This is a genomic window from Gordonia sp. 11cp (assembly GCF_057767225.1).
Genome location: NZ_CM173437.1, coordinates 415,576 through 440,490, shown reverse-complemented (window position 1 = coordinate 440,490; position 24,915 = coordinate 415,576). Strand labels below are relative to the sequence as shown.

23 protein-coding genes are annotated in these 24,915 nt (G+C 68.4%); 10 read left to right on the top strand and 13 right to left on the bottom strand.

Annotated features, from left to right (window positions below; translation table 11 throughout):
* Window positions 1-5: 5 nt before the first annotated feature.
* From pstC to pstB, 3 genes are read left to right on the top strand one after another with little or no spacing between them, the layout of a single operon-like run.
* On the top strand, window positions 6-1,034 hold the full coding sequence (pstC, locus tag AC3B6C_RS01730) for a phosphate ABC transporter permease subunit PstC (RefSeq protein ID WP_010840605.1): 1,029 nt from the start codon (window positions 6-8) through the stop codon (window positions 1,032-1,034).
* A 2-nt stretch (window positions 1,035-1,036) separates the two neighbouring features.
* A complete protein-coding gene (gene pstA / locus AC3B6C_RS01725; protein ID WP_035716889.1) occupies window positions 1,037-1,936 on the top strand; it encodes a phosphate ABC transporter permease PstA in 900 nt (299 codons plus the stop codon).
* 46 nt (window positions 1,937-1,982) lie between these two features.
* On the top strand, window positions 1,983-2,759 hold the full coding sequence (gene pstB, locus AC3B6C_RS01720; RefSeq protein WP_010840603.1) for a phosphate ABC transporter ATP-binding protein PstB: 777 nt from the start codon (window positions 1,983-1,985) through the stop codon (window positions 2,757-2,759).
* A 106-nt stretch (window positions 2,760-2,865) separates the two neighbouring features.
* Here the strand turns inward: pstB and AC3B6C_RS01715 are convergent, their stop codons facing one another.
* The 6 genes from AC3B6C_RS01715 to AC3B6C_RS01690 all read right to left on the bottom strand — a co-directional run bounded on the left by AC3B6C_RS01715 (window position 2,866) and on the right by AC3B6C_RS01690 (window position 9,560).
* Window positions 2,866-3,015: a hypothetical protein gene (locus AC3B6C_RS01715; protein ID WP_010840602.1), complete on the bottom strand. Its 150-nt coding sequence runs from the start codon at window positions 3,013-3,015 to the stop codon at window positions 2,866-2,868.
* 166 nt (window positions 3,016-3,181) lie between these two features.
* Window positions 3,182-3,844 carry a phosphate signaling complex protein PhoU gene (gene phoU, locus AC3B6C_RS01710; RefSeq protein ID WP_044507185.1) on the bottom strand — a complete coding sequence of 221 codons (663 nt, stop codon included), beginning with the start codon at window positions 3,842-3,844 and terminating at the stop codon, window positions 3,182-3,184.
* Between the two features lie 107 nt (window positions 3,845-3,951).
* The gene (locus tag AC3B6C_RS01705) at window positions 3,952-6,207 is read right to left on the bottom strand and encodes an LCP family protein (RefSeq protein ID WP_488374681.1); all 2,256 of its coding nucleotides are present in this window, start codon (window positions 6,205-6,207) and stop codon (window positions 3,952-3,954) included.
* 176 nt (window positions 6,208-6,383) lie between these two features.
* Window positions 6,384-7,517 carry a tRNA dihydrouridine synthase DusB gene (gene dusB, locus AC3B6C_RS01700; RefSeq protein ID WP_269432730.1) on the bottom strand — a complete coding sequence of 378 codons (1,134 nt, stop codon included), beginning with the start codon at window positions 7,515-7,517 and terminating at the stop codon, window positions 6,384-6,386.
* A 128-nt stretch (window positions 7,518-7,645) separates the two neighbouring features.
* A complete protein-coding gene (locus AC3B6C_RS01695; protein ID WP_010840598.1) occupies window positions 7,646-8,638 on the bottom strand; it encodes an acyl-ACP desaturase in 993 nt (330 codons plus the stop codon).
* A 364-nt stretch (window positions 8,639-9,002) separates the two neighbouring features.
* Entirely contained in the window at window positions 9,003-9,560 is a 558-nt protein-coding gene (locus tag AC3B6C_RS01690; RefSeq protein ID WP_488374680.1) for a nuclear transport factor 2 family protein, read from the bottom strand.
* A 105-nt stretch (window positions 9,561-9,665) separates the two neighbouring features.
* Here AC3B6C_RS01690 and AC3B6C_RS01685 point away from each other — a divergent pair, with 105 nt between their 5' ends.
* The 3 genes from AC3B6C_RS01685 to AC3B6C_RS01675 all read left to right on the top strand — a co-directional run bounded on the left by AC3B6C_RS01685 (window position 9,666) and on the right by AC3B6C_RS01675 (window position 13,968).
* The gene (locus tag AC3B6C_RS01685; protein ID WP_010840596.1) at window positions 9,666-11,585 is read left to right on the top strand and encodes a serine/threonine-protein kinase; all 1,920 of its coding nucleotides are present in this window, start codon (window positions 9,666-9,668) and stop codon (window positions 11,583-11,585) included.
* Window positions 11,585-12,436, top strand: a complete 852-nt coding sequence (locus AC3B6C_RS01680) for a fibronectin type III domain-containing protein (protein WP_488374679.1) — start codon at window positions 11,585-11,587, stop codon at window positions 12,434-12,436. Before AC3B6C_RS01685 ends, AC3B6C_RS01680 begins: the two co-directional genes overlap by 1 nt.
* Window positions 12,437-12,567: 131 nt before the next feature.
* A complete protein-coding gene (locus tag AC3B6C_RS01675; protein ID WP_488374678.1) occupies window positions 12,568-13,968 on the top strand; it encodes a WS/DGAT/MGAT family O-acyltransferase in 1,401 nt (466 codons plus the stop codon).
* Window positions 13,969-13,985: 17 nt separating this feature from the next.
* On the opposite strand, the gene AC3B6C_RS01670 is transcribed toward AC3B6C_RS01675, so the two are convergent.
* The 4 genes from AC3B6C_RS01670 to AC3B6C_RS01655 are packed head-to-tail and all read right to left on the bottom strand — an operon-like array spanning window position 13,986 to window position 17,697.
* Complete coding sequence (locus AC3B6C_RS01670; RefSeq protein ID WP_488374677.1) at window positions 13,986-16,019, bottom strand: NAD(+) synthase; 2,034 nt, start codon at window positions 16,017-16,019, stop codon at window positions 13,986-13,988.
* A gap of 50 nt (window positions 16,020-16,069) precedes the next feature.
* Window positions 16,070-16,894 carry an NAD(+) synthase gene (gene nadE / locus AC3B6C_RS01665; protein ID WP_055474362.1) on the bottom strand — a complete coding sequence of 275 codons (825 nt, stop codon included), beginning with the start codon at window positions 16,892-16,894 and terminating at the stop codon, window positions 16,070-16,072.
* Window positions 16,895-16,915: 21 nt separating this feature from the next.
* Window positions 16,916-17,410, bottom strand: a complete 495-nt coding sequence (locus tag AC3B6C_RS01660; protein ID WP_010840591.1) for a SixA phosphatase family protein — start codon at window positions 17,408-17,410, stop codon at window positions 16,916-16,918.
* Entirely contained in the window at window positions 17,407-17,697 is a 291-nt protein-coding gene (locus tag AC3B6C_RS01655; protein ID WP_014927956.1) for a hypothetical protein, read from the bottom strand. The genes AC3B6C_RS01660 and AC3B6C_RS01655 overlap by 4 nt, the downstream gene beginning before the upstream one ends.
* A gap of 115 nt (window positions 17,698-17,812) precedes the next feature.
* Here AC3B6C_RS01655 and AC3B6C_RS01650 point away from each other — a divergent pair, with 115 nt between their 5' ends.
* The gene (locus tag AC3B6C_RS01650; RefSeq protein WP_488374676.1) at window positions 17,813-18,754 is read left to right on the top strand and encodes a DMT family transporter; all 942 of its coding nucleotides are present in this window, start codon (window positions 17,813-17,815) and stop codon (window positions 18,752-18,754) included.
* Window positions 18,755-18,782: 28 nt separating this feature from the next.
* On the opposite strand, the gene AC3B6C_RS01645 is transcribed toward AC3B6C_RS01650, so the two are convergent.
* Window positions 18,783-19,223 carry a flavodoxin domain-containing protein gene (locus AC3B6C_RS01645; protein WP_010840588.1) on the bottom strand — a complete coding sequence of 147 codons (441 nt, stop codon included), beginning with the start codon at window positions 19,221-19,223 and terminating at the stop codon, window positions 18,783-18,785.
* Between the two features lie 101 nt (window positions 19,224-19,324).
* Here AC3B6C_RS01645 and AC3B6C_RS01640 point away from each other — a divergent pair, with 101 nt between their 5' ends.
* From AC3B6C_RS01640 to mmsB, 3 genes are read left to right on the top strand one after another with little or no spacing between them, the layout of a single operon-like run.
* Window positions 19,325-20,914 (top strand): CoA-acylating methylmalonate-semialdehyde dehydrogenase, encoded by a 1,590-nt coding sequence (locus tag AC3B6C_RS01640; protein WP_014927954.1) that lies wholly within the window; start codon window positions 19,325-19,327, stop codon window positions 20,912-20,914.
* A gap of 6 nt (window positions 20,915-20,920) precedes the next feature.
* Window positions 20,921-22,096 (top strand): acyl-CoA dehydrogenase family protein, encoded by a 1,176-nt coding sequence (locus AC3B6C_RS01635; protein ID WP_010840586.1) that lies wholly within the window; start codon window positions 20,921-20,923, stop codon window positions 22,094-22,096.
* A 39-nt stretch (window positions 22,097-22,135) separates the two neighbouring features.
* Entirely contained in the window at window positions 22,136-23,005 is an 870-nt protein-coding gene (mmsB, locus tag AC3B6C_RS01630; protein WP_010840585.1) for a 3-hydroxyisobutyrate dehydrogenase, read from the top strand.
* Between the two features lie 78 nt (window positions 23,006-23,083).
* Here mmsB and AC3B6C_RS01625 read toward each other — a convergent pair whose 3' ends face one another.
* Both AC3B6C_RS01625 and AC3B6C_RS01620 read right to left on the bottom strand, forming a co-directional pair.
* On the bottom strand, window positions 23,084-23,956 hold the full coding sequence (locus AC3B6C_RS01625) for a DUF559 domain-containing protein (RefSeq protein WP_488374675.1): 873 nt from the start codon (window positions 23,954-23,956) through the stop codon (window positions 23,084-23,086).
* 125 nt (window positions 23,957-24,081) lie between these two features.
* Window positions 24,082-24,585 (bottom strand): MarR family transcriptional regulator, encoded by a 504-nt coding sequence (locus AC3B6C_RS01620; protein ID WP_014927953.1) that lies wholly within the window; start codon window positions 24,583-24,585, stop codon window positions 24,082-24,084.
* Window positions 24,586-24,915: the final 330 nt, after the last annotated feature.

The window sequence follows — 24,915 nt, the reverse complement described above, 5'->3', positions numbered from 1 at the left end:
GACGCATGACCTCGCTGAGCAAAGAGGGTGGCGCGATTCCGCCGGACACCGGTGAATCGAACGCCCCCGGGTCATCGCCAGACCAACCGGAATCCAAACTGCACGCAGCCGCGCATCACCGGGTCGCCGACAAGGTGTTCCGGAATCTGGCCGTCGGGTCGGGGTTCGTGGTCTCCCTCGTCATCGCGCTGATCGCGCTCTTCCTTCTCGCACAGGCGATCCCGTCGCTGGCGAAGAACGAGGAGAACTTCTTCACCTACACCGGTCAGTGGATCACCAGTGGAGATCAGCTCGCCTTCGGCATCCCGCAGCTCTTCTATGCGACGGTGGTCGTGTCGGTGATCGCGTTGCTGATCGCGATGCCCGTCGCACTCGGTATCTCGATCTTCCTGACCGAATACGCGCCCAAGCGATTCGTCGGCCCGATCACCTACACCGTCGACCTCCTGGCCGCTGTGCCCTCGATCGTCTACGGCCTCTGGGGCATCCTCGTGCTCGGCCCGGCGCTGGTGCCGGTGAACGAGTGGCTGGTCGCGAACCTCGGCTTCCTGCCCTTCTTCCAGCAGCCCACCCAGGTCGCCAACATGAGCACCGGCGGAACGCTGCTGACCGCGGGAATCGTGCTCGCCGTCATGATCCTGCCGATCATCACCGCGGTGACCCGCGAGGTCTTCATGCAGACCCCGAAGGGTCATCGTGAGGCGGCGCTCGCGCTGGGCGCCACCAAGTTCGAGGTCGTCAAGGTCGCGGTGCTGCCCTTCGGGTTCTCCGGTTACATCTCCGGGTCGATGCTCGGCCTGGGCCGCGCGCTCGGCGAGACGATGGCGCTGCTGCTCATCATCTCGACCGTCGGGCCGATGAACTTCAACCTGATGGAGAGCGGCGAGACCTTCGCCACGAAGATCGCCAACAACGCGGCCGAGTTCGACTCCCCGGCGAAGACCGGCGCCTACATCTCGGCCGGCCTGACCCTGTTCGTCCTGACCTTCATCGTCAACGCCGCCGCCCGCGCGGTCGTCGCCGGAAAGAAGTGACCATGTCTGTGACAACGACAACTTCCGCGGCCGACCCGGTCAAGAAGCCGTCGGGCTTCACCCCGATGTCCGGGCGCCGGCGTTTCACCGACGCCACCGTGCGTGTCGCCGTCGTCGCCGCCCTCCTGGTGGCGCTCGTCCCGCTCCTCTGGCTGGTCTTCACCCTGCTGTCGCGGGGTATCGAGACCATCCTCGACATCGACTGGTGGACCCAGGCCGAGCGGAAGGGCGGTGCGGCCAACGCGATCGTCGGCACCCTGATGCAGACCGCGCTCGCCGCCGTCATCTCCATTCCCCTGGGCATCTTCGTCGCCATCTACCTGGTGGAGTACGCGACCAAGAAATCGCTCCTGGCACGCGTCACCACCTTCATGGTCGACATCCTCTCCGGCGTGCCCTCGATCGTCGCCGCGCTGTTCGTCTACGCGGTATGGCGCACCACGCTCGGCCTGCCCCGCTCGGGATTCGTGGTGGCCATCGCGCTGGTGCTCCTGATGGTTCCGCTGGTGGTCCGCGCCACCGAGGAGATGCTGAAGATCGTGCCGCAGGACCTGCGGGAGGCGTCGTACGCGTTGGGCATCCCCAAGTGGAAGACCATCGTGAAGGTCGTCCTGCCGACGGCACTGTCGGGCATCGTCACCGGCGTCATGCTCGCGATCGCCCGGGTGATGGGTGAATCGGCACCGGTGCTGATCCTCGTCGGCGCCACGCGAGCGATGAACTTCAACCCGTTCGAGGGCAACCAGCAGTCGCTGCCGCTGATGATGGTGCAGCAGTACAACAACGGGCCGGGCGCCTTCGACCAGGTGTGGGGTGCGGCGCTGACGCTGGTGATCCTCGTCGCCATCGTCTACTTCGGTGCCAAGGCGGTGTCGAAGCTCTTCGCCCCCAAGACCTCCTGACCTCCCACCCATCTCGGGTCATCTTTCCCCAGAACGGACCACTGCCATGGCCAAGCGCCTCGACATCAAAGACCTGAACATCTACTACGGCGATTTCCACGCGGTCAAGGACGTCACCCTCGAGGTCCCGCCGCGGTGCATCACCGCCTTCATCGGCCCGTCGGGCTGTGGCAAGTCGACGGTGCTGCGAACCCTCAACCGCATGCACGAGGTGACCCCGGGCGCGTACGCCAAGGGGAGCGTCCTGCTCGACGGCGAGGACATCTACGGCAAGTCCGTGGACCCGGTGAGCGTGCGCGCGACCATCGGCATGGTGTTCCAGCGGCCGAACCCGTTCCCGACGATGTCGATCCGCGACAACGTCGTCGCCGGCCTCCGCCTGCAGGGTGTACGGAACCGGTCACAGCTCGACGACGTCGCGGAGAAGAGTCTCCGCGGCGCCAACCTCTGGGAAGAGGTCAAGGACCGTCTGGACAAGCCCGGTGGCGGCCTGTCGGGCGGCCAGCAGCAGCGTCTGTGCATCGCCCGTGCGATCGCGGTCTCGCCCGACGTCCTGCTCATGGACGAGCCGTGCTCGGCGCTGGACCCGATCTCCACACTGGCCATCGAGGATCTGATGGGTGAACTCAAGAAGGAGTACACCATCGTCATCGTGACCCACAACATGCAGCAGGCGGCCCGCGTCAGCGACCAGACCGCGTTCTTCAATCTCGAGGCGGTCGGCCAGCCCGGTCAGCTCGTCGAGATCAACGACACCGAGACGATGTTCTCGAACCCGACGAAGAAGGAAACCGAGGACTACATCTCGGGCCGCTTCGGCTGAATCGACCGCGACACCGACCAGGCCCGCTCACCCGTCCGGGGAGCGGGCCTCGTCGTGTCGGCGGGTGGTGGGTGCGGCGGGGTCCGGCAGTCGACGAGTCGCGGCGTCACATGTTGAGCACCAGGATCGCCAGCATGGCGACCAGTGACGCGGTCACACCCAGGTATGTCAGTATCTTGCGTCGATGGGCGGCAGCCTCTGCGTCCTCGTCGGTCACCGCATTGAAATCGGGCTCGGTCGGATAGTGCTGGGCCATGTCCGCCACCCTAACGACGAGCTGGACGCAACTGAAATCTCGCAGGACTCGGTCCGGGCACAGATCTTCACGGACATGAAAAAGAGGCCGAGTTCAGTGTGCGAAACTGAATTCTCGGCCTCTTTCGTGTGGTCCTCCGCTCGGCGATCAGCGCCAGCGAGGGAAATCACCCAAGGGTCTGGAACTGCTCCGGGGTCTTGCCGGTCGCGGTGAACACCACGCGGCGTCCGATCAGCACCGCATGGTCGGCGAACCGCTCGTAGTACCGGCCGAGCAGTGTCACGTCCACCGCGGCGGCGACGCCGTGCTTCCATTCGCGGTCCATGAGCACTGTGAACAGGTGGCGATGGAGGTCGTCCATCGCGTCGTCGTCCTCCTGGAGACGGAGCGCGGCCTGCGGGTCGCTGGTCACCAGGACCTCGTGCGCGTTCTTCGCCAGGGTCACCGCCAAGCGGCCCATCTCGGCGAAGTAGCCGTTGACCTCTTCGGGGAGGGCCTTCGCCGGGTGGCGACGACGTGCGACCTTCGCGACGTGCAGGGCCAGCGCACCCATGCGGTCGGCGTCGGCGACGATCTGGAATCCACTCACGACTCCGCGCAGGTCGCCGGCGACCGGGGCCTGTAGCGCGAGAAGCGCGAAGGACTGTTCCTCGGCGCGAGCCGTCAGCCGGCTCATCCGGTCGGTGTCCCCGATGACCTCTTCGGCGACGGCGAGATCGGCCTGCAGCAGGGCCTGCGTGGCGCGCGCCATCGCAGTGCCGGCGAGCTCGCACATCTCACCCAGTACCGAGGTCAGCGCCTCGAGTTGCTCTTGGTAGGCGGTACGCATGATGCCAGGATACGTGCGTGATCACACGACTCCGACTCCGACCGATGAACGCACAGTGAACGTCGGGTGCAGATCCGTCCACCCGGCCGGTCGCGGACGTTCGCCGATCACGTGCAGGTGGTGTCACCCGCGTTGGTGATCGCCAGGTCGTTGGGCAGATTGCCGGTGTTCTCGGCGGGTGCGAGCTGATTCGCGGTCAGCGTCGCCCCGGAGGCCGGCACGGACCCGAGGGTGCCGGCGAAATCCGCACCGACGATGAGCTCGACGCCCGATTTGACCGTTCGGTCGAGCTGGATGCTCGCGTTGGGGAACATCTCGGCGAGGGTCGCGGCGGCGTCGCGCTGCCCCGGCCCGTAGCGCACCACGGTGTCGTCGCGGTTCTCCGAGGCGTCGGCGACACCGCGGACGTCGAAGCCGTACGGGGTGAGTTGTTCGGACACCTCGGTGGCGAGACCGGTCTGATCGGTGCCGTTGAGCACCCGGACGCCCACGTTGCCGGGATTCTGTGCCGTGGCGGTGACGGGTCCGGGAGTGCCGGCGTCGGCGTTTGTGCTCGGTGCGTCAGAACTCGAAGCCGCCCTCGACGACGACGGCGGCTTCTTGCGTGCCTGCTCGCCCGGCAGGGGCAGGTCGTCGATGATGGCGTCGAAGATCGCGTCGATGTCGCTGGTGCGCGGGATCTCGTTGTTGGCCCCGTCGGTGGACGTACCCGAGGTCGGGATCGTCAGGAACGAGACGCGTCCGGCCTCGATGCCCTGCATCGATTCGGCCAGGCTGATCAGCGACTGGGTGTCGACTCCGTCGACATAGCTGTATTCGATGAAGGTGTTGACGATCCCGTTGAGCTTGTTGGGGTTCGACAGGACATTGCCCGACAGGCTCGACCGCAGCAGGGACGACATGAACAACTGCTGACGTTTGATCCGGCCGTAGTCGCCGTTGCCCTCCGAGGCGATGTTGCGGGCGCGCACGTAGTTCAGGGCGCGCCGGCCGGTGAGCTTCTGCTTGCCGGGCTTGCGCAGGATCTGCCCGATCTCGTAGTCGTAGAGCGGGACCGTCGAACAGACCTCGACGCCGCCGATCGCGCGGACGACCTTCTCGAAACCGTAGAAGTCCATCCCGATGAAGTGATTGATGTTGAGGCCACTCATCGCGGTGATCACGCGGACGAGGCACTGCGGGCCGCCGTAGAAGTAGACGCTGTTGAGCTTGACGCCGCTCTGGGCCGGCATCTCGGCGCCGTACTGGCCGGTCTCGTTGTCCCACGCATTGCACGCCGGCTGGTCCACCTGCAGGTCACGCGGGAACGACACCGCGACGACGCGACCGCGGTTGGCCGGGATGTTGACCAGGATGACGGTGTCCGAACGGGCGCCCTCGGCGTCGGCGGTGGTGCCGGCGCCGACCTTGGCGTTCTGTCCGCCCCGGGTGTCGGTTCCGACGATCAGATAGGTCTCGTCGCCGTACTGGGCGTCTTTGTTGCGGATGTTCTGGTCATCGGGATCGACGGCGGTGACATTGCGCCAGTTGCCGTTCCACGACTGCAGGTAGCCCCAGACGAATCCGGTGCCGACGAGGGCGAGCACGCACGCGATGGCGACCAGGATCCGTCCGGTCGCGGCGGTCTTGCGGAGCATCGCGCCCGGGCGGTCCTCGTCGCGCCCGGGATGGCGTCGGGGCGCCGAACGCAGGGCGAGGGGGCCGGTGAGGTCGGGAGTGCGCTCGAGCGGCGGCTGCACGGCCGGGGCGCCGGCCGGAGGCCCGGCGACCGGCTCCTGGGCACGGGATTCCTCGATGGCCCGCTTAGCGGTCGCGCGGTCGGACAGGTCCGGTGCGGAGTCGCCGACGGTCGGGATCTTCTGGGTGACGTCGTTGTCGAAGCGGTGGACCGTGGTGGGGCGGTCGTCGGGTGCCGGTTGCGGGCTGTCCGGCGCGCGACCGGGCGGAGCCGGCGGGGGCTCGGCGCCCGAACCGAACGGCTGGCCGAGGCGGCGGGCCCGTCCGCGGGTCGACGGCGGGGTCTCGGGCGTCCGTGACTCCGGACGTGGCGGCATCGCGCGGCGGGTGCCGGGCCGGCCGGGGCCCGCGGGCGGCTCGGCGGGTGCCGACTCCTCCGCGTTCATCTGCTCCATGAGCTGGCGGACCGTGAGCCGCGTTCGTCCGCGGACGAAACGATCCGCCGAGCGGGGCTCGCGGAGGCTGGGGTGTGCGGGCGGCTGAGTACCGGGATCGGCGGGGCCGGTCGCGTCCTGACCCGGCGCCGGGACGAAGTCGTCGCGGGAGCGTCCGGCGCGACGGCCACGACGAGAGCGATCGGCGTCGCCCGCCTCGGGGTCGTCCGGGCCCGGTGTCCTACGACTCAATGCACGTTCCTCATGCCCCGTGGTCTGGTTCGCAAGTCACCGCAGATCGGGGCTCGACCAGCGCGGTGCGCACAGATGTGAGGCCCCGGCGGCCGGGACCTCCGCGCAATAGTACTGATTGCACCTGAGAATGGGTCTCAGCCAGGCGGCGGTTGTGACGGTTTTCGCAGTTCGGTTCAACCGCCGGAGTGCATGATCTCGGCGCCGGCCGGGATGACGTCCTCGTCCGGATCGTCGAGCCACCCGTCCGGCAGTGCGACCTTGGCCGGCGAACCCTGCCGACCGCGCGGGCCGTGGCCGTCGGACGGGAAGGGGGCGTCGGCGGGCAACTCGGCGAGCAGCTCACGCAGCTCGTCGACGCTGCCGACCAGCGCCATCCGCCGGCGGATCTCCGAACCTGCCGGGAAGCCGCGCAGGTACCAGGCGACATGCTTGCGGATCTCGCGGCAGCCCTTCATCTCACCGTGGTGATCGACCAGGAGTTGGCAGTGCCGGACCATGATGTCGGCGACCTCGCCCAGGTTCGGCGGCGTGGGGGCCGCGAAACCACCGAGTTCGGCCGCGAGTTCGGCGAACAACCAGGGACGGCCGAGGCAGCCGCGGCCGACGACCACACCGTCGCAGCCCGTCTGGTTCATCATCGCGACCGCATCGGCGGGTTCGAAGATGTCGCCGTTGCCGAGCACGGGCACCGAGGTCACGTGCTCCTTGAGCCGGGCGATCTCGTCCCAGTCGGCCTCGCCGGAATAGCGCTGCGACGCGGTGCGCGCATGGAGGGCCACGGCGGCCGCGCCCTCCTCCGCGGCGATCCGGCCGGCGTCGAGGTGGGTGCGGTGCTCGTCGTCGATGCCGATGCGGAACTTCACCGTCACCGGGATATCGGTGCCCTCGGTGGCGCGGACGGCCGCGGCGACGATCTTGCGGAACAGGGTGCGCTTGTACGGGATCGCCGAACCGCCGCCCTTGCGCGTCACCTTGGGGACCGGGCAGCCGAAGTTCATGTCGATGTGGTCGGCGAGGTTCTCGTCGACGATCATCTTCGCGGCCTGGTACGTGTACTCCGGGTCGACGGTGTAGAGCTGCATCGACCGTGGATTCTCGTCGGGTCCGAAGGTCGTCATGTGCATCGTGACCGGATGCCGCTCGACGAGTGCGCGAGCCGTCACCATCTCGCAGACGTACAGCCCGGAGACGGTGCCGGTGCGGGCGAGTTCGAGTTCACGGCACAGCGTCCGGAACGCGACGTTCGTGACACCGGCCATGGGGGCGAGCACGACCGGGCTGGCCAGCTCGATCGAGCCGATGCGCAACCCCTTCGAGACGCTCGCAAGCTCGCTCCTCAGGGAGCTGGGACCGGCGCTCGCAAGCTCGCTCCTCAGGGAGCTGGGACCGGCGCCTTCGGTGGTCGAAGGCGCCGGGTGCGTCGAGAGGGTGGTGCTCAGGATGCCTGCTGCTCCCGCTTCTTGGCCTCGCGGGCGAGCGAACGGTCGCGCATCTCCTCGAAGCGGATGGTGTCCTTCTCGAGCTGCTCGAGGAAGGCGGCGAGCTCCTCGCGGGTCTTCTCGCCCTCGCTGGTGAAGTCGTCGCGCTCGAAGACGTTCCACTTGCGCAGGACCGGCATGACGACCTCTTCGAGGTGCTGGCGCAGGTCGTAGATGCCGTGCTTGGCCATGAGCACGCCGTGGCGACGGAAGTTGGGCATACCGGCGCCGGGCATCTGGAAGTTGGTCACGATGTCGGTGACCGCACGCAGCGTCTGGTCGGGGGAGATGTCGAAGCCCGCACCGCAGATGTTGCGATAGAAGATCATGTGCAGGTTCTCGTCGGCCGCGATGCGCTGGAGCATCTTGTCGGCGATCGGGTCGTTGCAGGCCTTGCCGGTGTTGCGGTGGCTGACGCGGGTCGCGAGTTCCTGGAAGGTCACGTAGGCCACGGAGTGCAGGATGCCCAGTTCGTCGGCGTGCTCTTCGAGCTCGTCCACGCGCCCGGCGGCGGCCAGCATCGGGTCGTAACCGTTGGTCATGTGGATCATCCGCGCCTCTTCGAGGGCGACGGGATCGACACCGCGGGTGACCACGAGGTAGTCGCGCATGACGATGCCGTGGCGGTTCTCCTCGGCGGTCCAGCGACCGACCCAGTGTCCCCAGGCGGAGTCGATGGAGAAGTTGTCGGCGATGACGCGGTGGTACGACGGCAGGTTGTCCTCGGTGAGGAGGTTCGTGATCATCGCGGCCTTGGCGACCTCGTCGAGCTGCGACTGCTCGGGGTCGTAGTCGACGCCACCGAGGGCGGCGAAGTTGCGGCCCTCGTCCCACGGCACGTAATCGTGGGGGTTCCAGTCCTTGGCGATCTTGAGGTGACGGTTGACGTTGTCCTCGGCAACCGGGGCCAGCTCCTTGAGAAGCTCGAGTTGCGTCAGCTCGCGTGCCATATAGATGTCCTCCGAACGGTGTCCGCGTATGTCATCGTGCGTGTGTCGTCGTCTGTATGTCGTCGTGGGTCGGTCCGCGTGCGCGGCCGGCTGCCACAGTCGTGGTTCCCGACGTCGTCGGTGGTACTCGCCGCCCCGGCGAGGGTGTGCGGTACCCGCCGGACCGTGGGTGAGCCGGGTGGGATGGTGCCACGGCCCCCGACGCCGATGGTCAAAGTCCTAGCGTACGGCACGCTCACCGGTGTCCCAAGTCCGTCGTGAGGGTGTCGTCGCAGCACCGGCGAACCGTTACCGACCGCCGGGGTGTCATCCGTCACCTCCGGAGCCCGCACCGGCGTCGCCGTATACGCCCAGCTCGGCGGGGTCAGCGCCGCGAGGCGAACATGGCGCCGGTGGTCTTCATCCAGGCCGCCGCGGATTCGTCGATGGTGCCCAGTTCGCGCGCTTTCTCACACCAGCGCATCGCCGCCCGCCCGAACTCCATCGGGTTGTACACGTCTTCCTCACAGCTCCAGCGCCCCTCACCGGCATAGGTGAGGATGGTGATGTTGGTGGCTGTGATGTGGGTCGAGTCACCGGGATCGCGCATCGGGTTGTCGACTTCGCAGATGACCCGGCCGGTCGGGGCGTCGACCACGTGCCACAGCGACGGGAAACCGGTCATGTGGCTGCCGGGAAAGGAGGTCATGGTCCGCCAGATCCAGGCCCGGATCTCCTCGCGACCGCGCATGGTGCCGAGCGCGTGTTCGATGTAGTCGGCGTCGTCGGTGAACAGCTCGGCGTAGCGGTCCCAGTCCCGGCTGACGGCGATCTCGGCGACCGTGCGCTGGAACTGCGCGAACGCCTCGTCGAGTTCGGCTGCCGTGAACTCGGCCGGTGTGGCTGCGGTGATCGGTGGAGTCGGTGTCTCGGTGGTGTCCATCGTCGCCGATCGTAGAGTCCGAGGCGGCGTCGTCCACCGGGTTTCGCGACACTCGGTACCATTCGTGCCCAGCACAAACACCGCACACGGATCGGTGAGGACGTCATGTACCAGGTAGGGGACCTGATAGCGGGGTACCGCGTCCTCGGCGTGCTCGGACGCGGCGGTATGGGTGAGGTCTACCAGGTCGCCCACCCTCGGTTGCCGCGCGCCGACGCCCTCAAGGTTCTCCGGTCGGTACACGCCACGGATCCGGTCTTCCGCGCGCGTTTCGAACGCGAGGCCGACATCGTGGCGCCCCTGCATCATCCCAACATCGTCGCCGTCTACGACCGTGGCGTGTTCGAGGGTCTGCTGTGGATCGCGATGGAATACGTGCCGGGTACCGACGCCGCTCGCATGCTCGCCCGGGAGTCCCCCCTCGACCCCGGGCTCGCGTGCACGATCATCGCCGGAGCGGCGGCGGGTCTGGATGCGGCGCACCGCCGCGGGGTCATGCACCGTGACATCAAACCGGCCAACATCCTGATCACGCCGGGCGAGGCAGGAGACGACGGCGGCGTCGGCGGCCCAGAGGCCATCAAGCTCACCGACTTCGGCATCGCGCAGGTCCTCGACGAGGTCACCCACCTGACCGGTACCGGCATCACGATCGGCACCATGCGTTACGCCTCGCCGGAACAGATCGAGGGGCTGCGCGTCGACGGCCGGAGCGACATCTACTCGCTGGCCGCCACCGCCTATGAATTGCTGACCGGTGCACCGCCTTTCGACTCGCCGTCGCTGCACGGGCTGATGACCGCGCACATGCACCACGAACCTCCGTCCGCCAGCGCGCGCAACCGGGCGCTGCCCGCGGCCGTCGACCGGGTGCTCGCCCGGGCGATCGCCAAGGAGCCGGGTCGCCGTCACCCGACGGCCGGGGAGTTCGCGGCCGCGCTGGCCGACGTCTTCGACTCCCGTGCGACGCTCATCGGCCCTGTGGTGCAGCCCCATCCGCCGGAGGCCTCCGCGACCCGGGGTCCGGATGACGACCCCCCGGCCGGGTCGGGGTACGCCGGAACCGGCGTCGATGTGGGTGTTCGCCCGGCGATCTCCGACCCCGGCCCGGGCGGGGCGCTGCACGCGCCGCCGTCCGGGGTCGCGCCGGAACCCCCGCCGGCGTGGCCGTCCGACGACGATGCGACGCAGCCGAATCCGGTCCGTCGGCCACGAAGCCTGATCGTGATCGGGATCGTGGCGATGCTCGTCGCCGGAATCCTGGGCGCCGGAATCGGTCTCGTGCGTATGTCGGCCACCGCGCTCGACACCCCGGACCCACCGGATGCGGAGGTCACCACCGCCGCCGTCGAACTGAGCTGGAACCACGTGGCCGGCGCCACCGGCTACGTGGTCACCCAGAACGACACCGTGATCTACTCCGGGCCGGCCACCGAGTTCACCGCGCCCCGGCCGGTGCCCGGCAGCTACACCTATCAGGTCGCCGCGCACGACGACGGCCGGATGTCGGACTTCTCGCGGAACTCCGAGCAGGTTGACGTGTTCATGACGTGGGGGCATCTGCAACCGATCGCCGACCTGTACCACGACCTGATCCCGGCGACACCGTTGAGCACCAACGGTTTCGACGCGATGCGCTGCTGGGGTGAGGACGGCGACCTCGCCTTCTCGTCGAGCAAGCGCACCGTCTCGTGCACCAGGGACGCCGACACCACGACCGGAGCCGGCAGTGCTGGACCGTCCGGTCCGGAGGTGGCCGCGTATCAGGTGATCGTCGACGCCTACGACACCCCGGAGGAGGCCGTAGCGTCGGCGAAGGTGACCGCCTACGACCTCCGCGGCGTCGACTACACGACGGCGCAGGGACACACCGGCACGCTGTACCTGTCGGACAAGCAACGCGAGCAGGGTCAGGCGATCCTCACGTTCGACGACGGCGACCATGCGCGGTCGGTGGTGTGGGTGGTCGTCCCGGGCAAGCCCGCGGCGGCCGCCGGGGATGTCCTGAAGAGGTTGCCGATCTGATGACTTCGCCGACTTCGCCGACTTCGCCGACTTCGCCGACCCCGCCGGCCGTCCCGGCCCGACCGCGGCGGACCGGCCCCGCGCCCTGGCTGATCGGACTGATCGTGCTGATCTCGGCGCTGGTGGCGGTCGGCGGATTCGCGGTGGTCCGTTCGGTGACGGCGCCGGACGCGCCGGACGCGCCCGGCGGGCTGACCCTGCAGGCGCGGCCCGGACGGGTGATCGCGACCTGGGATCCGGTCCCCGGGGCGTCGGCCTATCAGCTTCTCCGCGGCGACGGCTACGTCGTCCACCAGGGTCCGGAGACCACCGCCGAGGATGCGACCGTGAGTGCCGGGGAACATGCTTACCGGGTGGTCGCGATGCGCGGGGGCGTGTACTCCGAGGCCGGCCCGGTGCAGCGGGTGCGGACGGGAGCGAGCTGGGGAGAATTCGCTCCGCTCGTGGCGCAGTTTCCCGAGCTGCTCCCGCAGGCGCCCGACACCGCCGCGCAGTGGATGAACACCGAGTGCGTCCGCCGATACTCCGGGGGCCGGGACGAGGTCGGCCCCTCGGAGACCGGCGCGGGTCAGGTGCGCACCGTCTTTGTCGTCCGGTGTGCGGCGGGTTCGGTCGACCGGCCCTTCGGGGTGTTCTGGTTCGCGTCGAGGGATGCGCTGAACGCGGAGTACTCGCGTTCGTCATCGACCTCGCGACCGGTGCGGTGGCGGCACGGGACGGGGTTGATCGACGAGAACGGTCGCGGCGTCTTCAAGATCACCGACGACCCGTCACGCGAACTGGCGATGATCGTCGTGCTCGAGACCGACGGTCAGGACATTCTCGACATGGTGGACTCACTGCCACTCTGACGGCCCCGACGATCTGTCCCGATGTGGTGGTGGCGGTCGGCGGAACCGGCTCCGCGAGGGACACCGGGTGCGGCATGATGGCGTGGGGTGCCTGCGGGGTGGGTGCCCGACGCCGAGGAGAGGCTGAACTCATGCAGCGCTTGAGTGGACTGGACGCATCGTTTCTCTACCTCGAGACTCGTGCGCAACTGATGCACGTCATCGGCCTCTTCGAGATCGATCCGAGCACCATGCCGGACGAGTATCGGTTCGACAAGCTCCGGGCCGAGATGGAACGCCGCGTCGCCGCCATCCCGACGTTCCGGCGCAAGCTCGACAACTCGCTGCTCAACATCGACCACCCGGTGTGGATCGAGGACGAGGACTTCGACATCGAGCGTCACGTGCACCGTGTGGGTGTGCCGGCGCCCGGCGGCGCCGCAGAGGTCGCCGAACTGTGCGGTCATCTGGCCGGTCAGACCCTCGACCGCGGGAAGCCGCTGTGGGAGCTGTGGGTCATCGAGGGGCTCGCCAACGGCCGGGTGTGCGCGATGCTGCGGATGCACCATGCCGGGACCGACGGTGTCACCGGCGCCGACATGCTGGCCCAGATGTGCACGCTCACACCGGAACCCCCCGAGCTCGACGCCGAGAAGGTCGGCGAGTCGGCGGGGCCGTCGTCGCGGGCCGCGATGGCGGCAGGCGGCGCCGTCAACTTCTTCGTGCAACGGCCGCTTGCCATGGTCAAACTCCTGCCCCGGACGGTCGGCGTGCCCATCGGGTGGCTCCGTCGCGCGCAACAGGATTCGGCGATGCCCGCACCGTTCCGTGCCCCGCGTACGCGCTTCAATGCGCCGATCACGCCGCATCGGAGCATCGCGGTGACGCAGTTGTCGCTCGACGACGTGAAGCGCGTGAAGGACCACTTCGACGTCAAGCTCAACGACGTCGTGCTCGCGATGGTCGGCGGTGCTCTACGTACCTACCTCCTCGGCCACGATGAGCTTCCCGACCGGCCGCTCGTCGGGATGGTGCCGGTGTCCGTGCACGGAGCCGACGAGAAGGACCTCGTCGTGAGCGGCACCAACAAGGTCACCGGCATGTTCACGCTGCTCTCCTCCGACGAGTCCGATCCTGTTGCCCGGCTGCGAAAGCAGGCCGAACTGAGTCGCACCTCGAAGGCGCATCACGCGGAGATCGATGCGAACATCCTGCGGTCCTGGGCCCAGTTCGCCCCCGGCACAACACTGTCCACCGTCATGAAGATCTACGGTGACCGCAACTGGGCGTCGGCCCACCCGCCGATCTTCAACGTCCTGGTGTCCAACGTCGCGGGACCGGACTTCCCGCTGTACTTCCTCGGCGCGCGCGTGACCGGCGTGTACCCGCTCGGCCCGATCATGCACGGACTCGGACTGAACATCACGGTCTTCTCCGCCGACGGCAACCTCAACATCGGCATCGTGGGGTGCACCGACCAGACCCCGGACCCCTCGGCCATCGCCGACGCGTTCGACGACGAGCTCAAGCAACTGCTCGCCGCCTGCGACTGACCGGCGGTGCGCCCGGCCTAGCTCCCGGGCGCACCGCCGGCCAGCTGGTCGAGCCAGACCCGCGCCGACGCATCCGACGGTGAACGCCAGTCGCCGCGCGGGGACAGGGACCCGCCCGAGCCGATCTTCGGCCCGTTGGGCATCGCCGAGCGCTTGAACTGGTTGCCCATGAAGCGCTTCAGAAACACTCCGAGCCAGTGCTCGATGGTCGCCTCGTCGTACTGGTTGCGTTTGTCCTCGGTCAGCAGATCCGACCACGGTCCGCGGGTGCGGTCATCCCACGCCTGCCGGGCGAGGTAGGCGATCTTCGTCGGGCGATAGCCGAACCGCGTCAGGTGGTAGAGGAAGAAGTCGTGCAGTTCGTAGGGGCCGACGGTGTCCTCGGTGCTCTGGATCCGGCCGTCGTCGCCGGCGGGCACGAGTTCGGGGGAGATGACGTCGTCGAGGATCTCGACCAGGGTCTCGGTGGTCTCCGCGGAGTGGTGCCCGCTGGTGATCATCCATCGGATCAGGTGCTGGATGAGCGTTTTCGGCACCGAGCCGTTGACGTTGTAGTGCGACATCTGGTCGCCGACGCCGTAGGTGCACCACCCGAGCGCGAGCTCGGACAGGTCGCCGGTCCCGAGCACGATGGCACCGTTGGAGTTCGCGAGGCGGAACAGGTGCGAGGTCCGTTCACCGGCCTGCACGTTCTCGAAGGTGACGTCGTAGACCTTCTCGCCGCGCGCGTACGGATGGTCGAGGTCGGCGAGCATCTGTTCGCACGACGGCCGGATGTCGATCTCCGTGCCGCTCACACCGAGGGAGTTCATCAGCGCGTGGGCCCGCCGGAGGGTCGGGCCGCCGGTTGCGAAGCCGGGCATCGTGTAACCGAGGATGTTGGTGCGCGGCAGCCCGAGTCGATCGAAGGTGTCGACGGCGACGAGGAGCGCGAGCGTGGAGTCCAGACCGCCCGAGACGCCGATGACGATCTTCTCCAGACCCGTGGAGCGCAGTCGCTGGGCAAGCCCTTGCACCTGGATGGAGCGGACCTCCGCGCAGCGTTCGTCGCGGTCGGCGGAATCCGCCGGTACGTACGGGAACCGGGGGACCACCCGCCGGACGACGTCGTCGTCGGACAGGTTTCCGAAGCTGAAGCCGATGCGGCGTAACGACTTCAGACGATCGGCGTGGTCGCCGACCTGGTCGCGCAGACTGATCATGCGCATACGTTCCTGCCGCAGCCGGTCGAGGTCGATGTCGGCGGAGATGATCTGGTCGGTCGTCGCGAACTGTTCGCTGCGGGCCAGGAGCGAGCCGTTCTCGGTGATGAGGGCGTCGCCGTCCCAGGCCAGATCGGTGGTCGATTCGCCGAACCCCGCGGCGACGTACACGTGGGCCGAGATGGTCCGCGCGGAATGTCCGGTGCAGAGATTGGTGCGGTAGCTCTCTTTGCCGATGGTGACCGGACTGCCCGACAGATTTGCCAGCACCGTGGCGCCGCCGAGAGCCGCCCACGTGCTCGGGGGGATCGCCACCCAGCCGTCCTCGCAGATCTCGACGAACAGTGCGAAGCCCGGGAGGTCGTGCGCCTCGAACACGAGGTCGGCGCCGAACGGCACCTCGTTGCCGCCGATCGACACGGTCGAAGGGATCGCGTCGCGTGCCGCGGCGAAGAAGCGCTGCTCGTAGAACTCCCGGTAGTTCGGCAGGTAGGACTTCGGGACCACTCCCAGCACGGCACCGTCGTGGATGACCGCGGCACAGTTGTACAGGCCGTCGCCGACCTGCACCGGCAGACCGACGCAGAGGACCGGCTTCAGTCCGGCGCTGGCGGCGACGATCTCATCGAGCGCGGCGCGACAGCCGTCGAGCAAGGCGTCCTGATGGAAGAGATCGTCGACGCTGTAACCGCACAGCCCGAGTTCGGGGAAGACGACCAGGCAGGCTCCGTCGTCGGCGGCCCGCGTCGCGAGCTCGATGGTGCGCGCGGCGTTGACCGCGGGCTCGGCGATCGTCAGGACGGGCACGGCTCCGGCGACCCGGGCGAATCCGTTTGCGTAGACAGACACTCCGACACCCTAATCGCGGGCGCGCCCCGATGCCTCCGCCGAGCGCATCGTCAGGAGCGCCACCAGGTGTCGTCGACCTCCACGGGGGTCGTGCGCTTGTGCCGGTTGCGGTGCCAGGCGGCCTCGATCTTCTCCGCGGCCTCGGCGGGGATCTCGCGACCCTCGAGGTAGTCGTCGATGTCGTCGTAGCGCAGGCCGAGCTCGTCCTCGTCGGTCTGACCGGCCTTCTCGTCGAGCAGGTCGGCGGTCGGGACCTTCTCCCACAGCTGCTGCGGCGCCCCGAGGTGACGCAGCAGCGCACGACCCTGCCGCTTGTCGAGTCCAGAAAGGGGCAGCACGTCGGCGGCGCCGTCGCCGTGTTTGGTGAAGAAGCCGGTGACGTTCTCCGACGCGTGGTCGGAGCCGATCACCAGCAGTCCCCGGTCGCCGGCCAGGGCGTACTGCGCGACCATCCGGTGCCGGGCCTTCGCGTTGCCCTTGGTGAAGTCGGACAGACCGGTGCCGGTGGCGCGTTCGATCTCGGCGTTGAGGGCGTCGACGCCGGGGGCCACGTTGACGGTCACGATCTCGTCGGCGGCCACGAACTCGAGAGCCGCGGCCGCGTCGTCCTCGTCGTGCTGCACCCGGTAGGGGAGCCGGACGCCGACGAACACGGCCTCGCCGCCGTCGGCACGGACGCGGTCGGCGGCCAACTGTGCCAGGCGTCCGGCCAGGGTGGAGTCCACCCCGCCGGAGATGCCCAGGACATAGCCTTTGGCGCCGGTCGCTCCGAGGTAGTCGGCGAGGAACCGGACGCGGCGTTCCACCTCCTCGTCGGGATCGATGGAGGGCTTCACCCCGAGGGCGTCGATGATGGTTCGCTGGATCTCACGCATGGTTCCAGTGTGCGTCATCGGTCAGTCCTCGCGCGGGATCCGCACGCCGACGAGGCGGGCCCCGGGGTCGGGGGCCATGCCGATGCGGTCCCACGGGTGGGTGACGGCGACAACCGCGTACGCCGAGGTGGGGAACCGTTCGATGAACCCGTCCGGATCGAGCGTCAGCGCGGTCTCGGGCATCCCGGGCGCGTGTCCGACGACGAGGATCGTCTGGGCGTCTGCCGGCGCGTGGAGGCGGATGGACTCGAGGATCTCCTCCGGCGCGCCGCCGTAGATGTCGTCGACGAAGGTCACCGGCGCGTCGATGCCGGTCCGGACCAGGGTCTGCCGCGTCCGCGTCGACGACGAGCAGAGCACCGCGTCGACCCGCAGGCCCTCATCGGCCATCCATCGCCCGGCGAGCGCGGCCTGCCGGTCGCCCCGCTCGGCCAGCGGGCGGCCATGGTCGGGCGTCCCGGGCGGGTAGCCCGACTTGCCGTGGCGCATGAGGATCAGCGTGCGGGCCCGGCTCATGCGGCGCCGTGCCGCCGGTCGCGGCTCCGGTGGCGCTGTCCGGACTCCGCATCCATCATCCGCAGCACTCGTACGGTGGCACGCCATGCCGCGGCCTCCTGGCGGAGGAAAGCCGCGTGCTCGTCGTCGCCGCGGGCCTCGGCCTCCTCGGCGGCGACATCGAACTCCAGATATTCGTCGACGGCACAGGCGATGAACTCGCCCACCGAGTCGCAGTCGGTGCAGGCCACCTCGATCGCGGCGGCGTCGAGGGTGGCCAGCCGTTCCAGATCTGACCGATAACGCATGGGTTCGAATCTACGTTGTCCGGGCAGGTGGTGGGTGTTCCGACACCGCGAACATCACCTCGGGCGGCTCCGGCCGCGACCGCGTGCGCGAGGAGCCGCCGTTACCCTGGGGATCGTGCACACCTGGGTACCCGCGCTCCTCGCGGTGTTCGCCGCGCTGATGATCGCGGCCGGCACCGTGTTGCGTCAGCGCGCCTCCCGGGTGAGCGGGGCCATCACCCCGGGCTGGTGGGCGGGTGCCGCGATCGCGCTGTGCGGCTTCGGTTTGCAGGCATCGGCGCTGGGGCTCGGCTCGATCCTGCTGGTGCAGCCGCTCGTCGTGCTGGCGGTGCTGTTCGCGCTGCCGCTGGAGGCGTGGGCCGATCATCGGCACCCGGCCCGCGTCGAATGGGCATGGGGCGGGGTGCTGGTGGCCTGCGTGGTCACCTTCCTCATCGTGGCGCGTCCCGAACCCTCGATGAGGCGGCCCGACGCACTGCTGCTCTGGAGCACGGTGGGGGCGGTGATCGGTGTCGTCGTCGCGTTGGTGATCCTCGCGCACCGCTCGAGTCCGCACTACAAGGCGTTGTTCTACGGGCTGGTGGCCGGCATCCTGTTCGGCGTGTCGGCGCTACTGGTGAAGACGGTGATCTACCAGGTCACCCACCATTTCTGGCGTACCTTCGTGCACCCGGAGATCTATCTGTTCGTGCTGGTCGTGGTCTGTGCGGTCATCGCGCAGCAGATGGGTTTCGGCGCCGGCGACCTGCAGACCTCGTTCCCGTCGATGACGGTGGCCGAGCCGGCCGTCGCGATGGTCCTCGGCGTGCTGCTGCTCGGCGAGAACCTGAAGGTGTCGGTGCCGACGGCGCTGTTCCTCGGGATCGTGCTCGCGATCATGGTCCGCGCGGTGTGCGAACTCGCGAAGCTGTCGGCCGTGCGCGGGTGGGAGCAGGCCGTGGCTGCGGAGGAATCCGCCGCAGAAGATGCCGCCGGGGATGCCGCTTCGGAGGGAGTCGCTGCGGAAGAGGCCGCGGCGGGGGAATCGGAAGCGGCGACGCGACGGCCGGTGGCCTGACCACCGGCCGCGTCGACGTCAGGCGTTCTCAGATCTCCTGCGAGATCCCCTCGGCCCACTCGGCGGCCTGCTTCGCCGGCTTGATCGGCGACGAGTTGTCGTGGCGGGCGTGCTCGCCCACCTGGACCGCGCCACGCTTGGTGAGCATCTCGGCGACGATCTCGCCACCGCGGTTGAACGTGTCGTAGATCGAGTCACCCAGACCGAACACCGCGAACCGCAGGCCGGTGAGGTCGGGGTCGACGCTCTCGAGTTCGTCGGCGAAGGGCTCGGCGCCCGTCGGCAGTTCGCCTTCGCCATAGGTCGAGCACACGATGACGAGGAAGTCCTCGGGGTCGAGGTCCTCGACCGCGAACTCGCTCATGTCGTAGATCGAGGGGTCGTGGTCGGCGGCCAGCGTGTCGGCGATGGCGTCCGCGACGAGCTCGCCGTTACCGGTTTCGGTTCCGTAGAGGATGACGACCGACATGTGAACTCCTCTCGACGTCGGCGTTTTCGCAAAGCGAGGGTAGCCTAACCGGCTCGCCGTCGCGAAATCGCTGGTGACAGGGGGTTGGAAGAAATACTTGGATGTCCTACTATGTGGTGACACCGGCCATACCCCCAACGAAGTCAAAGGTGATCTCCGTGTCCGCTCCTGCTGTCCCCTCGATCCCGCACTACCTGAACGGCAAGCGCGTTTCCGCCGAGGGCGGACGTTTCGCCGACGTCTTCAACCCGAGCACCGGCTCCGTGGCCGCCCAGGTCCCGCTCGCGTCCACCGACGAGGTCTCCGCCGCGATCGCGACCGCATCGGCCGCCCAGAAAGAGTGGGCCGCCTGGAACCCGCAGCGCCGCGCCCGCGTCATGATGCGGTTCGTCGACCTGATCAACAAGAACGCCGACGAGCTCGCGACCACGCTGTCGCTCGAGCACGGCAAGACCCACGCCGACGCACTCGGCGACATCCAGCGCGGTGTCGAGGTCATCGAGTTCGCGATCGGCATCCCGCACCTGATCAAGGGCGAGTTCACCGCCGGTGCCGGAGGCGGCATCGACGTGCACTCCATGCGCCAGCCGCTCGGCGTCGTCGCCGGCATCACCCCGTTCAACTTCCCGGCGATGATCCCGCTGTGGAAGGCCGGCCCCGCGCTGGCATGCGGCAACGCCTTCATCCTCAAGCCCAGTGAGCGGGATCCCTCCGTCCCGGTCCGGCTCGCCGAATTGTTCACCGAGGCAGGACTTCCCGACGGTGTCTTCCAGGTCGTGCACGGCGACAAGGAAGCCGTCGACGCGCTGCTGACCCACCCCGACGTCAAGGCTCTCGGCTTCGTCGGCAGCTCCGACATCGCGCAGTACATCTACTCGACCGCGGCCGCCCACGGGAAGCGCTCACAGTGCTTCGGTGGCGCCAAGAACCACGCGATCATCATGCCCGACGCCAACCTCGACCAGGTCGTCGACGCGCTGATCGGCGCGGGCTACGGCAGCGCCGGCGAGCGCTGCATGGCGATCAGCGTCGCCGTCCCGGTCGGCGAGCAGACCGCGGACCGGCTGCGCGCCAAGCTGATCGACAGGGTGAACGCGCTGCGCGTCGGCCACAGCCTGGACCCCAAGGCCGATTACGGGCCGCTGGTCACCGCCGCCGCCCTCGAGCGAGTCCGCGGATTCATCGACAAGGGAGCCGAGGAGGGTGCCGAGGTCGTCATCGACGGTCGCGACCGCACCAGCAACGAGCAGACCTTCGGCGACGAGGACATCTCGAAGGGCTTCTTCATCGGCCCGACGCTGTTCGACCACGTCACCAAGGACATGACCATCTACACCGAGGAGATCTTCGGACCGGTCCTGTCGATCGTGCGCGCCGGTGACTACGAGGAGGCGCTCGCGCTGGCGTCGGACCACCAGTACGGCAACGGTGTCGCGATCTTCACCCAGGACGGCGACGCTGCCCGTGACTTCACGGCCCGCGTCGACGTCGGCATGGTCGGCGTGAACGTGCCGATCCCGGTTCCGGTGGCGTACTACACCTTCGGCGGTTGGAAGCGCTCGGGCTTCGGCGATCTCAACCAGCACGGCCCGGCGTCGATCCAGTTCTACACCAAGACCAAGACGGTGACGACGCGCTGGCCGTCCGGCATCAAGGACGGCGCCGAGTTCGTCATCCCGACGATGGACTGATCGGCGTTGACCACCTTTGCCGACGCCGCGTTCGCCCGGCTCGACGGTGACGACCGCGTCATCGTCGAGACCGCGGCGGGTTTCGCGGCGAAGAAGCTGGCGCCGTTCGCGCTGGAGTGGGACGCCGCCAACCACTTCCCGGTCGACGAACTGCGCGAGGCGTCCGAGCTCGGGATGGGCGCCATCTACTGTTCGGAGGACGCCGGCGGCAGTGGCCTGCGTCGTCTCGACGGGGTGCGCATCTTCGAGCAACTGGCGTACGCCGATCCGGCCGTCGCGTCGTTCCTGTCCATCCACAACATGTGCACGTGGATGGTCGACAAGTACGGCACCGAGGAGCAGCGTTCGACCTGGGTGCCGCGCCTGGCGACCATGGAGACGGTCGCGAGTTACTGCCTGACCGAGCCGGGCGCCGGCTCGGACGCGGCCGCGCTGGCGACCCGCGCCGAGCGGTCCGGTGACGAGTACGTGCTCACCGGGGTGAAGCAGTTCATCTCCGGCGCCGGGTCGTCGGACCTGTACGTCATCATGGCCCGCACGGGCGACGCCGGTCCCAAGGGGATCTCCACGTTCCTGGTCGAAAAGGGCTCGCCCGGACTGAGTTTCGGAGCCCAGGAGCACAAGATGGGCTGGCATGCGCAGCCCACGGCGCAGGTCATCCTCGACGAGGTGCGGGTGCCGGCGACGAGCCTGCTCGGCGGCACCGAGGGCCTCGGCTTCGGTATCGCGATGAACGGACTGAACGGCGGCCGCATCAACATCGCGGCGTCGTCGCTCGGTGGCGCCCAGGCCGCGTTCGACAAGGCGGCCGCTTATGTCGCCAGTCGCCGTGCCTTCGGGCACGCGCTCATCGACGAGCCGACCATCCGGTTCACCCTCGCCGACATGGCGACCTCCCTGCAGGCGTCGCGGCTGATGTTGTGGCAGGCGGCGTCGGCGTTGGACGACGACGCGCCCGACAAGGTCGAGCAGTGTGCGATGGCCAAGCGTTTCGTCACCGACACCTGCTACGAGGTCGCCGACCAGGCGTTGCAGCTGCACGGCGGATACGGATATCTCACCGAGTACGGAATCGAGAAAATCGTCCGCGACCTCCGTGTGCACCGCATCCTGGAGGGGACCAACGAGATCATGCGGGTCGTGCTCGGCCGCTCGATCGCGACCCGCTACCGGGACAGCTGAATCCGCTCCACACAACCACTTTCGTAGGAAGCAGAGACAATGACGACGATCGCCTTCCTCGGCCTCGGCAACATGGGTGGCCCGATGGCCGCCAACCTGGTCAAAGCCGGCCACACCGTTCGCGGGTTCGATCCGGTTCCCGAGGCGGTGAAGACCGCCCAGGACAACGGCATCGAGACCTTCCCGGCCGCGATCGAGGCCGTGTCCGCCGCCGAGGTCGTGATCACGATGCTGCCCAACGGCGGCATCGTGAAGAAGCTGTACGACGACATCCTCCCGGCCACCCCGACCGGTGCGCTGTTCATCGACTCGTCGACGATCTCCGTCGACGATGCGCGAGAGATCCACCGGCTCGCCTCCGAGCACGGCTTCGCACAGGTCGACGCACCGGTGTCGGGTGGGGTCAAGGGAGCCGTCGCCGGCACGCTCGCGTTCATGGTCGGCGGTGAGGACGAGGCCTTCGCCGCCGCCCGCGGGACCCTGGATCCGATGGCGGGCAAGATCATCCACTGCGGCGCCGCCGGCGCCGGCCAGGCCGCCAAGGTGTGCAACAACATGGTCCTCGCCGTCCAGCAGATCGCGGTGGGGGAGGCCTTCGTCCTCGCCCAGAAGCTCGGGCTCGACGACCAGGCGCTCTACGACGTGATCACCGGCGCCACCGGCAACTGCTGGGCCGTGCAGACCAACTGCCCGGTCCCGGGGCCGGTCCCGACCTCGCCCGCGAACAACGACTTCAAGCCGGGCTTCGCGACCGCCCTGATGAACAAGGACCTCGGCCTGGCGATGGACGCCGTCGCCAGCACCGGGGCCCGCGCACCGCTGGGCACCCACGCCGCACAGCTCTACCGCAACTTCGCCGAACAGCACGCCGACCTCGACTTCAGCGCGATCATCACCTCGCTGCACTAGTCGTTCGACGCTCCCCTCAGATCCCGTTGCGTTTTGTCCCGGAAACCGGGACAAAGCACAACGGGATCGTTCGGTCCGTCAGGCGGCCAGCCGACGGAGGGCTTCTGAGACCGTCGCGACAACATGCTCGGGCCGTTCGATGAGGTCGGCCCAGGTGAAGTTGAGGACGGTCCAGCCCGCAGCGATGAGTGCGTTCCGCTTGGTGCGGTCGCGCTGAAAGGTCTGCGTGTCCCGGTGGAACGCGAAGCCGTCGATCTCGACCGCCAACGCACGTCGCTCGAAGGCGACGTCGATGACGTAACCGCATGACGGGACGTTGGACCGCCACCCGTCGACACCCGCATCTCGGAACAGTTCGACGACGAGGCGTTCGGCCTCGGATCGGGCTCCGTCGTCGAGTAGGTCCAGGTGACGCGACGTGGCCGGGGCACCATGCCTTTTCGGGTATCGCGCGTGGGCCGCTCGCAGGTCGGCGAGCTTCGTCGCACCGGTCAGGAGCGACGAGTCGAGGATGCTGATCCCGAGGTCCACCGAGGCGTCGAGGACGGTCAGGGCCGGGGCGGTGACCCGAAGGCCCTGGTGGGTCGTCACGTCCACATCCGCCAGAGTTCGGTGCCGCACCACCGCAGTCGCCGACGACCGGGCATGACGGCCACGTGACGCGGTCAGGACGAGATGCTTGCGCGGCTCCTTGGAGTGCAGTCCGTGCCACCATGCCGCCGCCACGCCACCGAGAACCGCGTCGTCGCCGATGGACATCACTGCGATGCGCGCCTGTGCCCGGGCCGACCGGTGATGACCGGCCACGAGGTAGACGGCCCGCGCGACGGGCACCCACTCCCCGGAGTCGAGCCGTCGCCCGATGGCCGATCTGCTCATTCCTGCTGTCATCGCCTGCGATGCCGAGACGACACCGTCCTGGGTGCTGATCAACTCGCGGAGATCTGTCATGCGCTTTGGACGCACGGGCAGCCGATTGGGTTGCACCGCCGCCACGAGTGGAAGCCGCCTGCCAGATCAGGTTGCGCTTTGGCCCGCTTTCCGGGACAAATCGCAACGTGATCGGACTGCGGCCCTCAGAAGTCCCCGTTGTGCTTCCGCAGTGACTGGATCGCGCCGACGAGCCCGGTCATCTCGTCGTCGGACATGCCGACGTCGCCGAAGACCTCGCTGTTGAGGGTCTCCGTCGCGTCGCTCACCGTCTTCTGTCCGAGCTCGGTGATCTCGACGAGTGTCGTGCGTCCGTCGGTGGGATGCGGGACGCGGCGGACGAGTCCGCCCTCTTCGAGCCGGCGGATCGCGTGGGTCACGCTGGTGACATGGACCTGGAGCCGGTCGCTCGCCTTGGTGATGGGCAGGGAGCCGTGTCGCGAGAACGCCAGCAGCCGGAGGAGTTCGAAGCGGGAGAAGCTGAGATCGTACGGCCGGAGAGCTGCCTCGACGCGGGCGAGCAGGATCTGGTGCGCACGCATCACCGAGGTGACCGCCACCATGCCGTCGGCGACCTCGCCCCACCCCGCCTGGGTCCAGTTCTCCCGTGCCTCGGCGATGGGGTCGAAATCCATGCTGCGCCCTGCCATACCGACACCCTAGTGGTGTGTCTCCGGGCCCGGCGACTGGTCTGCGGTGTTCGATCGGCGCCTGGCTGCGTTGTCGTCGGTCGAGATGGCTCCGCCATCCCTCTCTCCTCCGCCTTGGCAGATCACCGATCGCTCCACCGGATACCGGCCACCTGGTCCAGAGACACACCACTGGTGCTCGTCGCGGCTCGTCGCGGTCAGGCGCGAGGAGTGCGCCATCCGTCGATGACGGCGGTCACGGCCGCCGGGTCGGGAGCCGGCCGGCCCCGTGCCACGACACCGTCGTCGCATCGTGGTGTGCACGGGGCCCGGTCGGGCCGGGGACGGCCA